We start from the raw sequence: 14,680 nt of genomic DNA on the forward strand, positions 1-14,680 counted from the left end.
TGGCGCGACGATTGATAAATCTTTTGAAGTTCGGTGCTCGCTCACGGTGCACACAGCCAGGCGCTCCACGCTCTTGGGGTGCCAATGGCCACGCCAAGAAGTGGATCACGTACAAACGCAGTCATGTGCAAGGCGCGAAGAAAGTTCACTGCCTCTGACGAACGGAAATAAGCATCTCTCAAACTTTGGCACCGTGCAAGTCCTCGTGAAAGTACCTGGTTATTTACTTACAGCACCGCCGGAAAACTATTTAAATACCGCCAATTAGTTTTTTGACGCGGCCGATTTGGCGCGCGGATTATTGACAGATAGCCACGACAAAACATTGACTGCCTTATAAATCAATGACTTATGAAAATCCAAGGCCAAATGTAAAATTTTTGTCAAAAATCGCGACACCGCGCATTGACTTACATGGCAACGCCACCTTAAATTCGCTTCAACGCCCGTGAAACCTCGCTCCAGAGACTTTTCGAAGGCAAGAAGAGCGTTTAGCCGTTCTGGCGAAAGCGCCGTTTAGGCACATGAATGAGTTGACCCACTGCTTAGGCAAGGACCGGCGGTAGCTTTAACTTTCGATAACGAGAAGTTAAGTCCGGTATCGCGTGGGTGCGGTGTATCGAGAACAGTGTCAAACGTGTCGTTGAGTGCAAGTACAGAACATGCAGTGTTATTGCCTCGCTTGGAATTCGTTTCAATGCGTTCCGCTGCAACACGCGGAAAACAGCGTTAATCCCTAGGCGGTGCAAACCCCCTCCTCTTTTCAAGCGAAGGCATCCACATGGTCGATACACATCAACAACACTCGACGATCCTCATCGATGGCTACTCTTACCTCGAAGTGTTTTCCGGAGAGCAGCCCTGCCCAAGAGAGGGCACGACCATCGTCACGGTGACCTATGGCGATCGCCTGGGTTACCTCGAACAATTGGTTGCCGACGCCTTGAGCTTCGCTCAAATCGACGAAGTGCTGATCGTCAGCAATGCCGCGACCGCCCCCGTGGACGAGCTGGCCGAACGCTGGCCCGGCCGGGTACGGGTGATCCAGCTGGCGGAAAACAGCGGCTCGGCCAATGGCTACGCGGTGGGTATAGAAGCTGCACTGGCCAATGGCGCCGAATACATCTGGATGATGGACGACGACAATACCCCGACACCGGCCGCCGTCGAGTTGCTGCACGCCGAGCTCAAGCGCCTGGAAGGCGTACACGGCAGCGCCCAGGTCGCGGTGCTGGGCTTTCGCCCCGGCCAGCAGGAAGACATCGCCCAAGGCGTGCCCCTGCGTTTCGCCACCCAGCGGCCGTCGAGCTACTTCGGTTTCCACGTTGCGCAGATTCCCTACAAGCTGTGGCGTCGTCGCCCTTGGGGCAAGCGCGGCAGCAAACCGGCGGCCATGCTCAGCCTGCCTTTCGCGCCCTACGGCGGGATGCTCGGCCACCGCAGCCTGTACGAAAGCATCGGCGTGCCACGCCGCGAGCTGGTCCTGTATGTCGACGACACCGAGTACACCCGGCGCATCACCGCCAACGGTGGACACCTGTACCTGCTTACCGATGCGGTCATCGACGAGCTGGAGGACTCCTGGAACAACAAGGCCAACACTCGCAACATCTATGAGTCGTTCCTGCTCGGCAACTCGGATTTCCGCGCCTACTACTCGGCGCGCAACCAGGCCTGGTTCGATAAACACGTGTGGCTGGCATCGCCTTGGATGTACCGCCTGAACCGCAAGATCTTCAATTCGCTACTGACTTATTTCGCCCGTCGTCGCAATGCTCAGGATCGCCTGGCACTGCTGCAGCGGGCCATTCATGACGGCGAGAACTCGAAGCTGGGCATGAGTTCGACGTTCCCGCTGCGCTGATGCTGCCTGTACCTGATTTTGCTGTGCCCTGATGGACCTGCACACCCCAGGCGCCGTCCCCGACCAGGGATCGCGGACGGCCTGTTGTGCCTAGCCGTTTCCTGCTGTTCAACTATTCGAGAGTACGCCCCATGGACAAAACGACTGTTACCAGAATTGGTGTGAGCGGAACCGGCATGATTGCACGCGCCCTGGTCCTGCTTCTGGCCAAGCATTACAAGGACGTACAGGTGACGCGGGTCCTGACCCGTCGCCCGGTACGGGAGTTGGCGAATTTTCCGTTGGACGGCGTCCTCACCAATTCGCTCGATGATTTGATCGACCACAGCGACCTGGTGATCGAGTGCAGCGGCGATGTGTGCCACGGGACGGTGGTGATCGAGCGTGCGTTCAGTGCCGGTCTGCGGGTCATCACGGTGAACGCCGAACTGCAGGTAACAACGGGTTCCTACCTGGCTGGCCAGGGTTTCATCACCGAAGCCGAAGGCGATCAGCCCGGCTCTTTGGCTGCGCTGCGTGAAGAAGCCATCATGATGGGCTTCGAACCGCTGGTGTACGGCAACATGAAGGGTTATCTGAACCACAATCCGACCCACGCGGACATGGCCTACTGGTCTTCGCGCCAGGGCATCAGCATCGAGCAGACCACCTCCTTCACCGACGGCACCAAAGTACAGATCGAACAGGCGCTGGTCGCCAACGGTTTCGGCGCCACCATCACCCGCCAGGGCATGGAAGGTCTGCCATCGACCAATCTCGATGAAAGCGCCGCCGTGCTCGGCGCCCTGGCAGACGGCCTGGGTCAATCGATCGTCGACTACGTCATCCCCAGCGGCTACGCCGCCGGCGGTGTGTTCCTGGTCGGTCGCCACGACCGCATCCAGAGCCAGGCCTTGCAGTACCTGAAACTGGGCGCCGGCCCCTACTACGCACTGCTGCGCCCGTTCCACCTGTGCTCGCTGGAAGTGGGCAAGACCCTGCGTCGGGTACTCAACGGCGGCGGCATCCTGCTGAACAACTCGACCAACCCCACCGTGGGCGTCGCGGCCATCGCCAAGCATGCCATGCCGGCGGGCGAGCTGATCAGCCGTGGCATCGGCGGTTTCCAGTTGCGCGGCGAGAGTGTGATCATCGACCGTCACGAAGACCATGTTCCGATCGGTCTGATGAGCCATGCCATCATGAAGCGCGCCGTGGAGCCAGGTCAGATGATCACCTTCGACGACGTCGAGCTGCAGCCTAGCCGTGCGCTGGACATCGTTATGCAGCAGCGCAAGGGGCCGCGCATTCTGGTCGACGACCTGTCCCTGGTGACCGGTCGTTCCGCCGCGCAGCCTCTGTTCGCTGGCGCGGAAGCCGTTCTGGGCTGACGCCCTGCCCGCTTCATCACAAAAACCCGCTTCGGCGGGTTTTTGCGTTTCCGGGCTGCGCAAAGCGCTTGCCTGGAACGCGCATGAACTCTGTTGAATGTCATGCAACGACGCATGATTCATGCAAGACATGCGCTGCCAAGCCGCGTTTTGGACATGATTTCGCCATCGCCGCGCCGTAGCATAAGTTCCGAGCGGCCCGCCAAGGCCGACTAGACTCAACCCTAGCGCTGCACCCACAACAACAAGATCAAGGGTAGTGACGACGTGAACGACTATCTTCCCCTCAGGCTGCATGTGCCTGAACCCAGCGGCCGCCCCGGCTGCAAGACCGATTTCTCCTACCTGCAACTCAGCGCTGCGGGCGCCGTGCGCAAACCTTCTGTCGACATAGAGCCGCAGGCCACGGCCGACCTGGCCGCAAGCCTGGTGCGGGTCCTCGACGAGCATGGCCAGGCCCAGGGTCCATGGGCTGAAGACATTCCCGAGCAGGTGCTGCATGACGGCCTGCGGGCGATGCTGACCACCCGTATCTACGACACGCGGATGGTCACCGCCCAGCGCCAGAAGAAAATGTCCTTCTATATACAGAGCCTGGGCGAGGAAGCTATCGGCAGCGCCCATGCGCTGGCGCTGCGCAACGACGACATGTGTTTTCCCACCTACCGCCAGCAGAGCATCCTGATGGCGCGCAAGCTGCCGCTGGTCGACATGATCTGTCAGCTGTTCTCCAACGAGAAGGACCCGCTCAAGGGCCGCCAACTGCCGGTCATGTATTCCTACAAGGACGAAGGTTTCTTCAGCATCTCCGGCAACCTGGCGACCCAGTTCGTGCAGGCCGTAGGCTGGGCCATGGCCTCGGCCATCCAGGGCGACACGCGCATCGCCTCGGCGTGGATCGGGGACGGCTCCACCGCCGAGGCCGACTTCCATACCGCCTTGACCTTCGCCCACGTGTACCGCGCGCCGGTGATTCTCAACGTGGTCAACAATCAGTGGGCGATCTCCTCGTTCCAGGGCATCGCCGGCGGTGAAGCGACCACCTTCGCCGGCCGCGGCGTGGGCTGCGGGATTGCCTCGCTGCGAGTGGACGGCAACGATTTCCTCGCCGTGTTCGCCGCCTCGCGCTGGGCCGCCGAACGCGCCCGACGCAATCATGGCCCGACCCTGATCGAATGGGTCACCTACCGTGCTGGCCCGCACTCGACCTCCGACGATCCTTCCAAGTACCGCCCTGCCGACGATGGCCAGCACTTTCCGCTGGGCGATCCGATCGCACGGCTCAAGCAGCACCTGATCGTCAGAGGTGTGTGGAGCGAGGATCAGCACACCGCGCTGCATGGGGAGATAGAAGCCCAGGTGAGCGCCGCGCTGAAGGCGGCCGAGCAGTTCGGCACCCTGGTCAGCGGTCGGGTGGCCAGCGCCGCGACGATTTTCGAAGACGTCTACAAGGACATGCCCGAGCACCTGCGTCGGCAACGTCAGCAGATGGGAGTCTGACACCATGAACATGCCTACAGAAACACGCATCGAGCAGCACAACAGTACGGCCATCATGAGCATGGTGCAGGCCATTCGATCGGCCATGGACGTCATGCTCGAACGAGATCCCAAGGTGGTCGCGTTCGGTCAGGACATCGGCTATTTCGGTGGGGTCTTCCGCTGCACCGAAGGGCTGCAGGCCAAATACGGCCGCTCACGGGTGTTCGACACACCGATTTCGGAAAGCGGCATCGTCGGCATCGCCGTCGGCATGGGCGCCTACGGTCTGCGTCCGGTGGCGGAAATCCAGTTCGCCGACTACGTCTACCCGGCCTACGACCAACTGGCGTCGGAGGCTGCACGCCTGCGCTTTCGCTCGGCCGGACAGTTCAGCGCGCCGATGACCGTGCGCATGCCCTGCGGCGGCGGTATCTACGGCGGACAGACCCACAGCCAGAGCCCCGAGGCGATCTTCACTCAGGTCTGCGGCCTGCGCACGGTGATGCCGTCCAACCCCTACGACGCCAAGGGCCTGCTGATCGCGGCCATCGAGAACGACGACCCGGTGATTTTCCTGGAGCCCAAGCGCCTGTACAACGGCCCCTTCGACGGTCATCACGACCGGCCGGTGACCCCGTGGTCCAAGCACGCCGCCAGTGCCGTGCCCGAGGGCTACTACACCGTGCCGCTGGACAGCGCTGCCATCGTCCGGCCGGGCAGCGATGTCACGGTGCTGACCTACGGCACCACCGTCTACGTGGCGGCCACTGCCGCCGAAGAAACCGGCATCGACGCCGAGGTGATCGACCTGCGCAGCCTGTGGCCGCTGGACCTGGACACCATCGTCGCCTCGGTGAAGAAAACCGGACGCTGCGTGGTGGTCCACGAAGCGACCCGCACCTGCGGCTTCGGCGCCGAACTGGTGGCCCTGGTGCAGGAGCACTGCTTCCATCACCTGGAGGCGCCCATCGAGCGCGTCACCGGTTGGGATACACCCTATCCGCATGCCCAGGAATGGGCCTATTTCCCTGGCCCGACGCGTGTCGGCGCTGCCTTGCAACGTGTGATGGAGGTCTGAATGGGCACGCATGTGATTCGTATGCCGGACATCGGCGAAGGCATCGCGCAGGTCGAGCTGGTGGAGTGGTTCGTCAAGGTCGGCGATGCCGTCAGTGAAGACCAGGTCTTGGCCGACGTCATGACCGACAAGGCGACGGTAGAGATTCCCAGCTCGGTAGCGGGCACCGTGGTCGCTCTGGGTGGCGTGCCGGGCGAGGTGATGGCAGTCGGGGCGGAGCTGATCCGCATCGAGGTGCACGGCAGCGGCAATCATCACCAGGCCGATACGCCCGTGGTGGCGGCCGAACCCGACATTTCCGTCGAGTTCGCAGCCGCGCCTGCGGCGCCGTCAAGCGCAACGCTGGCCAAAGCCGAAGTCAAGGCCACCGCCGCCTCGGGCAAACCCACCTGCGAGGCCAGCGCCCGTCCGCTCGCCTCGCCCGCCGTGCGTCAGCGGGCGCGTGACGAAGGCATCGACCTTGCCCTGCTGCGCGGCACCGGTCCGGCCGGGCGCATTCGTCACGCCGACCTGGACGCCTTCCTCAGCGGCAGCCGCACGGCACAGGCCGCGACGACCGGCGCACCTCGCACCGACGAAGAGCGCATCGCCGTCATCGGCCTGCGCCGCAAGATCGCCCAGCGCATGCAGGAAGCCACCCGGCAGGTGGCACACTTCAGTTATATCGAAGAAATCGACGTCACCGCCCTGCTGTCTTTGCGCGCAGACCTCAATGCCCAGTTCGGCGACACCCGCGGCAAGCTGACGCTGCTGCCCCTGTTGATTCGTGCCCTGGTGGTGGCGTTGCGTGATTTTCCTCAGATCAACGCGCACTACGACGATCAGCAGCAGGTCATCACGCGCTACGGTGCGGTGCACATGGGCATCGCCACCCAGAGCGACAATGGCTTGATGGTGCCGGTGTTGCGGCACGCCGAGGCTGCCGACCTGTGGTTCACCGCAGGCGAGATCAACCGTTTGGCGCACGCCGCGCGCAGCGGCAAGGCGGCGCGTAACGAGCTGTCCGGCTCGACCATCACCCTGACCAGCCTGGGCGCACTGGGCGGCATCGCCTCGACACCGGTGATCAACCGCCCCGAGGTGGCCATCGTCGGGGTCAACCGGGTGGTCGAGCGGCCCATGGTGGTCAATGGGCAGATCGCGATCCGGCAGATGATGAACCTCTCCAGCTCCTTCGACCACCGCGTGGTCGATGGTATGGATGCGGCGCGCTTCATCCAGGCAGTGAGGCGTTTGCTGGAGCAACCGGCGATGCTCTTCGTCTGATCCGTTGACATGAACTATGCCCGGTAGCGGCGGGTCGACATCCCATCGACTCACCGCTACCAGGAGCTACCCCATGCCACATGCGCCATTGATCACCCTCAACGACGGTATCCAGATCCCACAACTGGGTCTGGGCGTCTGGCAGCTCGACGACGACCAGGCCTATGCCTCCAGTGTCGCCGCCCTGAAAGCGGGCTACCGCCACATCGACACCGCCATGATCTACGGCAACGAAGCCGGCGTGGGCCGCGCCGTGGCCGAAAGTGAACTGGCACGCGACGAGATCTTCATCACCACCAAGCTGTGGAACACCGACCAGGGCTACGACAGTACCCTGCGCGCATTCGATGCGAGCATGGCCAAACTGGGCCTGGAGCAGCTCGACCTCTACCTGATCCACTGGGCGCTGCCCAAGAAGAACGCCTATCGCGACACCTGGAAGGCCTTCGTGCGTCTGCAGGAAGAAGGCCGCGTACGCTCCATCGGCGTGTCCAACTTCCATCCCGACCACCTGCAGCACATCATCGACGACACCGGTGTCACACCGTCGGTGAACCAGATCGAGCTGCACCCGGATTTCTCTCAGGTCGACCTGGTCAAGTTCTGCAAGGGCCTGAACATCGTCACCGAATCGTGGAGTCCTTTGGGCCAGGGCGGCGCCCTGCTCTCGCAGCCGGTGCTTTCGCAGATCGCCGAGAAGCACGGCAAGACCCCGGCTCAGGTGATCCTGCGCTGGCACACGCAGAGCCAGTACATCGTGATCCCACGCTCGAGCAACCCGGAGCGCATCGCGCAGAACCTGGATGTGTTCGATTTCACTTTGGACGATCAGGACCTGCAAGCCATTGCCCATATCCCGCAAACCGGTCGTCTCGGCCCCAACCCAGACACCTTCGACATGGGCGCATGACAGACACACTCCGCAACAGCTGTTAAACTGATCGCCTTCCAAAAAATCGATAGACACACCCCATGGCTTCCTGCCTTGGGGTGTTTTTGTGCTGAAAGGTATTGCATGTCCTTAACCGATATACGCCGCAACGTTCTTGCAGGTCTCACCTCCTCTTTCGCGCTGGTGCCCGAATGTATCGCCTTTGCACTGGTGGCCCAGGTCAATCCGTTGATGGGCCTTTATGGCGCATTCATCATCTGTACCCTCACCGCGTTGCTCGGCGGGCGACCCGCGATGATTTCCGGTGCTGCCGGGTCGATGGCCGTGGTCATCGTCGCGCTGGTAGTGCAGCACGGCGTGCAATACCTGTTGGCCACAGTGGTGCTCAGCGGCCTGATCATGGCGCTCTTCGGCCTGCTGCGGCTCGGCAAGCTGGTGCGCATGGTGCCGCACCCGGTCATGCTGGGGTTCGTCAACGGCCTGGCGATCGTCATCGCCCTGTCGCAGCTCGAACACTTCAAGACCCACGACGGTCAATGGCTGCCGATGAATGAATTGAGCGTGATGGCCGGCCTGGTGCTGCTGACCATGGCCGTGGTGTACCTGCTGCCGCGCCTGACCAAAGCGGTGCCTGGCGCCCTCGTGGCGATCATCGGCGTGAGCCTGCTGGTGCAGTGGCTGCACCTGCCCACGCGGACCCTGGCCGACATGGCGACCATCGCCGGCGGCCTGCCCAGCTTCACGTGGCCGGGCGTGCCGCTGGACCTGGCAACGCTGAAGATCATCGCACCCTATGCCGCCCTGATGGCCATGGTCGGGCTGCTGGAAACCCTGCTGACCTTCAACCTCACCGACGAGATCACCGAAACCCGTGGTCAGCCCAATCGCGAGTGCGTGGCCCTGGGCGTGGCCAACATCACCTCCGGCCTGTTCGGCGGCATGGGCGGCTGCGCGATGATCGGGCAGACCGTGATCAACCTCAGCTCCGGCGGGCGCGGGCGCCTGTCCGGGGTGGTCAGTGGCGTGATGATTCTGCTGTTCATCCTGTTCCTGTCGCCGCTGATCGAGCGCATCCCGCTGGCCGCACTGGCCGGGGTGATGTTCGTGGTTGCCCAGCAGACCTTCGCCTGGGGTTCGGTGAGAGTGCTGGGCAAAGTGCCCGCCAATGATGCCGTGGTCATCGTGGCGGTGACCATCATCACCGTCTTCACTGACCTGGCCACCGCCGTGCTGTGCGGCATCCTCATCGCCGCGCTGGCTTTCGCCTGGCAGCATTCGCGCGACATGCGCAGCGATGTCCATGACAGCGACGACGCCCGCGTCTATACGCCCCATGGCACGCTGTTCTTCGCCTCGACCACGCATTTCCAGGCGCTGTTCGATCCGCAGAACGACCCGGACCAGGTCTATATCGACTGTCGTCACCTGCACATGGTCGACCATTCGGCCATCGCCGCCATGGAAAACCTGGCAGCGCGCTACGGCAAGTTCGGCAAGCAGTTGCAACTTCGGCAGCTGTCTGCGCGCAACCAGCGCCTGCTGGAACGGGCTCACGCGGCCGTCACTATCGCCTAAGCCCGCTGCACCTGCGTCAGACACAACACTGCTGTCCAGCACCGCACCTCTGCGCGGCTTTCCTACAAGGCCGCGCCCTTGAGCCTTGAGAGGCATCGAGTGAGGATGGGTTCAAGGCCGCCGGTCGCGGCTCGAGACCTGAGGAGCAGTGCCATGTGCTTGAACAATAAGGAGCGTTCCATTGCCATGGGTCATCGGCCCAGGAAATCGACGCGCGTACGGCCGGACCATGAATCTTGAAACGCTGGCCGCTGATGCTGCGGCATTATCGGAGCTTGCTCTGGGCGTATCCGCTTTGTGGATGTCCTTGGATCACGTGGTAGGCGCGGTACTCGGCGCCTGCCTGGTGGTCAGCCAGCAACGAGCCAGGAGCGCTGAGCGAAGGCTGTGCGATCTGTTGATGGCGATCGGTGTCGGCCTGCTTTTTGCACCAATGGCAGAGGCCCACATCCCCCAGCTCACCTGCGGCATTGCCGCTTTCGGCTGCGCGCTGCTGGTGATTCCCCTGAGCCTGAAGTTGAGAAGCTGGGTTCGGCGACTCGACATCGAACAGATCTTGCGTCGTTTCAGAGGTCCGTGAGTCAGCTGTGCTTACGCAGCCTGGCAACTTCGCGCTGAAGTTGGCGAAGCAACTTCCGATCCAGTGCAACCTTGTGAACGTGCTGTTGGTCCTGGGCGTCGAGTCCCTGCAATGTGGCCAGAATGGCAACAAGCGCATCATCGGCCATCAGGGCTTGCGGTTCCTGGACCATGGCACCGCGGCCTAACAGCAGCCAGTCCAGAGAAATGCCATCGGTGCGCGCAAGATCCATGCACAAGGCATAGGGAACGCTGGCGCGCGCGCGCCAACTCCCCAGCGTTTGCGGGCTGATGCCCAATGCCTTTGCCAGTGCTGCATCGTTGGAGGCTGCCATTAAGTGCTTGAGCCGGTCCAGCACTTGGGTTGCTTCAGAGGTACACACGTTGATAAGTTCCGCTTGACCCACTCAATTTGAGTATATTAATTTATTCGAATTGCATATAAATATTAACCCTAGTTCTCAAATCAAGGATATTCAAGATGCAGTCCTACAACTTACATCCATCATAACGAAATTTCCTACATGACGCGGTGACTTGGACTTAAAGCCTTTTATCCGCTCATTGTGCAATGGCAAGACGCAGGCAGCATCAGCAATTCATTCAGGGAAGACTTACTTAAATTTTGTAGTTGACTCGCACGTTTCGGTTTCAAGAGCACGCGCGGATCATAAGGTTTGAAAAATGAGCACTTACAAGATGGTATGCCCCCACTGCAAGAACAGAATGCGCATCCGCACCAGCGAAGGTACGCATGTGTTCCTGCGCGTGGCTTACCTGCAATGCACGAACGAAATCTGTGGTTGGTCAGTGCGGGCCGAGTTCGAGATGACCCATGAACTGTCACCCAGTGGCGTGGCGAATCCGGACATCCACCTGCCCAGTGCGCCCATCGCCTTGCGCCGTGCGGCGAGCAAGCCCAGTGAAACGGCGGGCGCTGCCTGACCTGCGACCCGGCTCGCGTCGAGCAGCGCGATCAGGCGCTCGACGCATGCAGGGGAGAATCGCGGCAGGTCACATTGCATGCCTGCCGCAGGGTTCGCCGAGGTCAACCCACCGGCGTCAGTACCTTGCGCTCGTCGTGGAAATAACCCTGGATGTTGCTCCACACCAGATCACCCATGGCCTGGCGCGTCTCGTGGGTACCGCTGGCCAGGTGTGGCAGCAGTACGACGTTGGGCAAGTCGATCAGCGCCTGCGGCACGTTGGGCTCGTCCTCGTAGACATCCAGACCCGCACCGGCGATATGTTTCTCCTGCAACGCCTGGATCAAGGCCGGCTGATCGACAACGCTGCCTCGGGCGATATTGACCAGAAACCCCTTGCTGCCCAACAAGCCGATACGTTTGGCATCGATCAGCCCCTCCGTCGACTTGCCTCCGGGTACCGCCAGAACCAATACGTCACAATCGCTGATCATCGCGTCCAGATCGGCGTAGTAGTGGTAACTGACGCCGGCCTTGGGCTTGCGGTTGTGGTAAAGCACTTCCATGTCGAAGGCGGCTGCGCGTTTGGCGATGGACTCGCCGATATTGCCCAGGCCGACGATGCCGATCTTCTTGCCGCCGATCTTGCTGGCCAGCGGAAACTTGCCTTGGGTCCATTTGCCTGCCCGCACGAAACGATCAGCTTCGCTGTAGCGACGCATGACGTCCAGGGTCAATGCCATGGCAGTATCGGCCACGCAGTCGTCCAGCACGGCCGGCGTGTTGGTCACAACGATGCCGCGGTCGCGGGCGGCATCCACGGCGATCGAATCGTAGCCGACACCGAAGCTGAAAATGGCTTCGAGGTTGGGCAGCTTGCCGATCACTTCGCTGCTGGCGCCCAAGGCACCCGAAGTGACGATGGCCCTGATTCGGCTGCCGTGCTGGGCAAGCCAGGCGTTCTGATCCGGCAGCTCCCAGAAACGGGTCGCATCGAAGTGGGTTTCCACCGCCTCCTGCAGGCTGGGCAGCAGTGCCCCGATGATCAAGACGGGAACGTCGCGGGTCGATGGCTGTGTCATGAAACCTCCTGTTTGCATCGTTGGTATTGTTATCGTACCGCCACGCGGCGCAACGACGCCACGCAGCAATGATGACCGAAGTCATCGTACAACTTGCCCTGATGTAATGACAACCGCAGCCACCGCGCAGGGGTGCGGCGCAGACAACGGTTGTGTGCTGAGCGTAACCCACTAGACTGCACCTACACGCCTATAAAGAAGCCGCTGATGGCAGATGACGCGCAGTATCGAATTGCCTTGAAGTCCGACAGTTCGGCCCAGCGCATGGCTATCCTGTTCGTGGCGCTGGTGGTGGTCTCGCTCATCGTCCTTGACGTCTGGCAGACCCTGACTGCGCGAGCACAGGCCTTGCGGGTCAGCGAGATCACCACCTCGAACCTGGCTCGCTCACTGGCGCAGCATGCCGAAGACACCATCAAGCAATCGGACACCGTACTGCTGGGGCTCATCGAGCGGATTCAGGTCGACGGCACCGCTCCGCCTCAGGTGCAGCGGCTGCGCAACCTGATGCAGGGGTGGACGCGCTCGCTGGCGCAGTTGCAGGGGCTGTTCATCTACGACAGCGAGGGGCGATGGATCGCCAGTTCCAACACCGTCGATCCGCCGGGGCTGAACAATGCCGATCGCGACTACTTCCGTTACCACCAGGCCAGTCCCGACCCCGGCGTGCATGTGGGTCCGGTGATTCGCAGCCGTTCCACCAACGCCCTGGTGATTCCCGTATCCCGGCGCTTGACCGGCGCCGATGGCAGGTTCGCCGGGGTGGTGCTGGCGACGTTGAAAGTGGACTATTTCAATCAGTTCTACGCCGGCTTCGACCTGGACGCTCACGGGGTCATCGCCCTGCTGCTCAGGGACGGCACGCTGCTGTTGCGCCGACCGTTCGACGAAAACGTTATCGGCAGCAGCCTGGCCAAGGGCAAGATCTTCAGCGAGATGTTGCCTCAGGCCGATCACGGCACATTGCTGCAGCGTTCGCTGGTGGACGATGTGGAGCGCATGTACAGCTACCATGCCTTGCGCAATTATCCGCTGGTGCTGGAAACCGCTGAATCCAAGGCTGCGCTGTTGGCCAGCTGGTACGAGAACCTGCTGCGCTCGGCTGCATTCGTGCTGGTGGTTGGCGTGGCCCTGGCGCTCTGCGCGATGACTTTGATCCGGCAGATCCGCCATGGTCTGCGTACCGAGGCAGAATTGCGCAATGCCCACGCCGCGTTGCAGAAGCTGGCGATGCAGGACGGCTTGACCGGCCTGGCGAACCGCCGGCAACTGGATGCGGCGCTGCCTGACGAGATTGGCCGGGCTCGACGCAACGCTCGCCCGCTCGGGGTCATCATGCTCGACATCGATCACTTCAAGCGCTTCAACGACCTGTACGGCCACCCCGCAGGTGACGAATGCATCAAGGCGGTAGGCCAGGCGGTGCTGGGCTGCGTGGGCCGGTCAGGCGACCTGGTGGTGCGCTATGGCGGCGAGGAGATTCTGGTGCTGCTGCCCGAAAGCGATGAAACCGGGGCCTGGCAGGTTGCCGAGAAGGTGCTGCTGGCGGTGCGCGCACTGGCCATTGCCCATGCTGGCAGCGATTTGGGCATCGTGACCATCAGCGCGGGCGTCCACGTGTGGCGCAACAACGACCCGGACGCGCGTGCCCAGAACCTGGTCGAAGCCGCGGACCAGGCGCTGTACCGGGCCAAGACCTCGGGCCGCAATCGTGTCTATCCGCTGCAGCCGTTGGTGCAGCGCTGATCGCAAGTCAGAGCATCTGCTGGTTGGCGGCCATCGACTCGATGACCATGCTCTTTTGATCTTCGGACAGCGCGTCCCAGATGTGCACCTTGGCGTAGAAGCCGAGGCTGCCAAGGATATAGAAGCTCAAAACGGCAATGGTCAGCAACGTCAGCCAGGACCAGCGTCCGCTCTCTTCGACTTCTTCGAACGTGGAGTAGCCGTTGTCGATGCGCTGATCACGCATGGACGCAAGGCTGGTGGTGACACGTTTGTAGCAATAGGACAGCAACAGCAGCAACAGGCGGAGCATGGAAAAAAGGCCTCGGTGGGTGGCGGATGGCGATGAGTGCGCATCAGAAACGCAAAAAGCCCGTCTTTGACGGGCTTTTTTTATAGGTAGCGTGCTGTGAACGGATACATCCCAACACTTTGGATGAATTTTAGGCAGCTTGGCGGGCGCTGTAAACCGTGCCGACATGAAGAGGTATGACGACTTCGACAGCAAACGCCCGCCATCCTGCGGGCCAGAGCGCTGCGCGGCGACACTGCGGCACGCTGTCACACCGCTGCTACAGCGACCGCGTACCCCGGTTCCGGCCCACCGCATTCATCCAGGCACACCGCGCACACCGCCGACGCGGCTTGCGCCGCTGCTACAGCGACCGCGTACGCCTGTTCCGGCCTTACCGCGCCCATCCAGGCACACCGCATACACCGCCGACGCGGCTTGCGCCGCTGCTACAGCGACCGCGTACGCCTGTTCCGGCCTTACCGCGCCCATCCAGGCACACCGCATACACCGCCGACGCGGCTTGCGCCGCTGCTACAGCGCCCGCGT

The 14,680-nt window shown here is 62.0% G+C and carries 13 protein-coding genes; 10 read left to right on the top strand and 3 right to left on the bottom strand.

Annotation, left to right across the window (positions count from 1 at the left end):
- Positions 1-781 precede the first annotated feature (781 nt).
- The 8 genes from AC788_RS06320 (at position 782) to AC788_RS06355 (ending at position 10,107) form a co-directional block, all read left to right on the top strand.
- Complete coding sequence (locus AC788_RS06320; RefSeq protein WP_082223583.1) at positions 782-1,864, top strand: glycosyltransferase; 1,083 nt, start codon at positions 782-784, stop codon at positions 1,862-1,864.
- Positions 1,865-2,040: 176 nt separating this feature from the next.
- Positions 2,041-3,234: an NAD(P)-dependent oxidoreductase gene (locus AC788_RS06325; protein WP_049859749.1), complete on the top strand. Its 1,194-nt coding sequence runs from the start codon at positions 2,041-2,043 to the stop codon at positions 3,232-3,234.
- A 267-nt stretch (positions 3,235-3,501) separates the two neighbouring features.
- Positions 3,502-4,734: a 3-methyl-2-oxobutanoate dehydrogenase (2-methylpropanoyl-transferring) subunit alpha gene (locus AC788_RS06330; protein ID WP_049859750.1), complete on the top strand. Its 1,233-nt coding sequence runs from the start codon at positions 3,502-3,504 to the stop codon at positions 4,732-4,734.
- A 10-nt stretch (positions 4,735-4,744) separates the two neighbouring features.
- Positions 4,745-5,794 carry an alpha-ketoacid dehydrogenase subunit beta gene (locus tag AC788_RS06335; protein ID WP_152965717.1) on the top strand — a complete coding sequence of 350 codons (1,050 nt, stop codon included), beginning with the start codon at positions 4,745-4,747 and terminating at the stop codon, positions 5,792-5,794.
- The gene (locus AC788_RS06340; RefSeq protein WP_049859752.1) at positions 5,795-7,060 is read left to right on the top strand and encodes a dihydrolipoamide acetyltransferase family protein; all 1,266 of its coding nucleotides are present in this window, start codon (positions 5,795-5,797) and stop codon (positions 7,058-7,060) included.
- 73 nt (positions 7,061-7,133) lie between these two features.
- Positions 7,134-7,970: an aldo/keto reductase gene (locus tag AC788_RS06345; RefSeq protein ID WP_049859753.1), complete on the top strand. Its 837-nt coding sequence runs from the start codon at positions 7,134-7,136 to the stop codon at positions 7,968-7,970.
- 105 nt (positions 7,971-8,075) lie between these two features.
- A complete protein-coding gene (locus AC788_RS06350) occupies positions 8,076-9,527 on the top strand; it encodes a SulP family inorganic anion transporter (RefSeq protein WP_049859754.1) in 1,452 nt (483 codons plus the stop codon).
- Between the two features lie 229 nt (positions 9,528-9,756).
- On the top strand, positions 9,757-10,107 hold the full coding sequence (locus tag AC788_RS06355; protein ID WP_049859755.1) for a putative holin: 351 nt from the start codon (positions 9,757-9,759) through the stop codon (positions 10,105-10,107).
- A gap of 1 nt (position 10,108) precedes the next feature.
- Here AC788_RS06355 and AC788_RS06360 read toward each other — a convergent pair whose 3' ends face one another.
- Positions 10,109-10,465 (bottom strand): helix-turn-helix domain-containing protein, encoded by a 357-nt coding sequence (locus AC788_RS06360; RefSeq protein WP_236690472.1) that lies wholly within the window; start codon positions 10,463-10,465, stop codon positions 10,109-10,111.
- Positions 10,466-10,790: 325 nt separating this feature from the next.
- Between AC788_RS06360 and AC788_RS06365 the strand changes: the two genes are divergently transcribed.
- Positions 10,791-11,051, top strand: a complete 261-nt coding sequence (locus AC788_RS06365; RefSeq protein ID WP_049859757.1) for an ogr/Delta-like zinc finger family protein — start codon at positions 10,791-10,793, stop codon at positions 11,049-11,051.
- 103 nt (positions 11,052-11,154) lie between these two features.
- Here the strand turns inward: AC788_RS06365 and AC788_RS06370 are convergent, their stop codons facing one another.
- On the bottom strand, positions 11,155-12,114 hold the full coding sequence (locus AC788_RS06370) for a 2-hydroxyacid dehydrogenase (RefSeq protein WP_049859758.1): 960 nt from the start codon (positions 12,112-12,114) through the stop codon (positions 11,155-11,157).
- 207 nt (positions 12,115-12,321) lie between these two features.
- On the opposite strand from AC788_RS06370, the gene AC788_RS06375 reads away from it, so the two are divergent.
- A complete protein-coding gene (locus AC788_RS06375; protein ID WP_049859759.1) occupies positions 12,322-13,860 on the top strand; it encodes a sensor domain-containing diguanylate cyclase in 1,539 nt (512 codons plus the stop codon).
- 7 nt (positions 13,861-13,867) lie between these two features.
- Here AC788_RS06375 and AC788_RS06380 read toward each other — a convergent pair whose 3' ends face one another.
- Positions 13,868-14,152, bottom strand: coding sequence for a hypothetical protein (locus tag AC788_RS06380; RefSeq protein WP_049859760.1), 285 nt, complete (start codon positions 14,150-14,152; stop codon positions 13,868-13,870).
- Positions 14,153-14,680 lie beyond the last annotated feature (528 nt).

The organism is Pseudomonas sp. RIT-PI-a (genome assembly GCF_001187875.1).
GTDB classification, from domain to species: domain Bacteria; phylum Pseudomonadota; class Gammaproteobacteria; order Pseudomonadales; family Pseudomonadaceae; genus Aquipseudomonas; species Aquipseudomonas coleopterorum.

Bases quoted from the DNA above. Each gene is read 5' to 3' on its own strand.
- AC788_RS06320 (WP_082223583.1), top strand. From the start codon at position 782: ATGGTCGATACACATCAACAACACTCGACGATCCTCATCGATGGCTAC.
- AC788_RS06325 (WP_049859749.1), top strand. From the start codon at position 2,041: ATGATTGCACGCGCCCTGGTCCTGCTTCTGGCCAAGCATTACAAGGAC.
- AC788_RS06335 (WP_152965717.1), top strand. From the start codon at position 4,745: ATGCCTACAGAAACACGCATCGAGCAGCACAACAGTACGGCCATCATG.
- AC788_RS06340 (WP_049859752.1), top strand. From the start codon at position 5,795: ATGGGCACGCATGTGATTCGTATGCCGGACATCGGCGAAGGCATCGCG.
- AC788_RS06345 (WP_049859753.1), top strand. From the start codon at position 7,134: ATGCCACATGCGCCATTGATCACCCTCAACGACGGTATCCAGATCCCA.
- AC788_RS06350 (WP_049859754.1), top strand. From the start codon at position 8,076: ATGTCCTTAACCGATATACGCCGCAACGTTCTTGCAGGTCTCACCTCC.
- AC788_RS06355 (WP_049859755.1), top strand. From the start codon at position 9,757: ATGAATCTTGAAACGCTGGCCGCTGATGCTGCGGCATTATCGGAGCTT.
- AC788_RS06365 (WP_049859757.1), top strand. From the start codon at position 10,791: ATGAGCACTTACAAGATGGTATGCCCCCACTGCAAGAACAGAATGCGC.
- AC788_RS06370 (WP_049859758.1), bottom strand. From the start codon at position 12,114: ATGACACAGCCATCGACCCGCGACGTTCCCGTCTTGATCATCGGGGCA.
- AC788_RS06375 (WP_049859759.1), top strand. From the start codon at position 12,322: ATGGCAGATGACGCGCAGTATCGAATTGCCTTGAAGTCCGACAGTTCG.
- AC788_RS06380 (WP_049859760.1), bottom strand. From the start codon at position 14,152: ATGCTCCGCCTGTTGCTGCTGTTGCTGTCCTATTGCTACAAACGTGTC.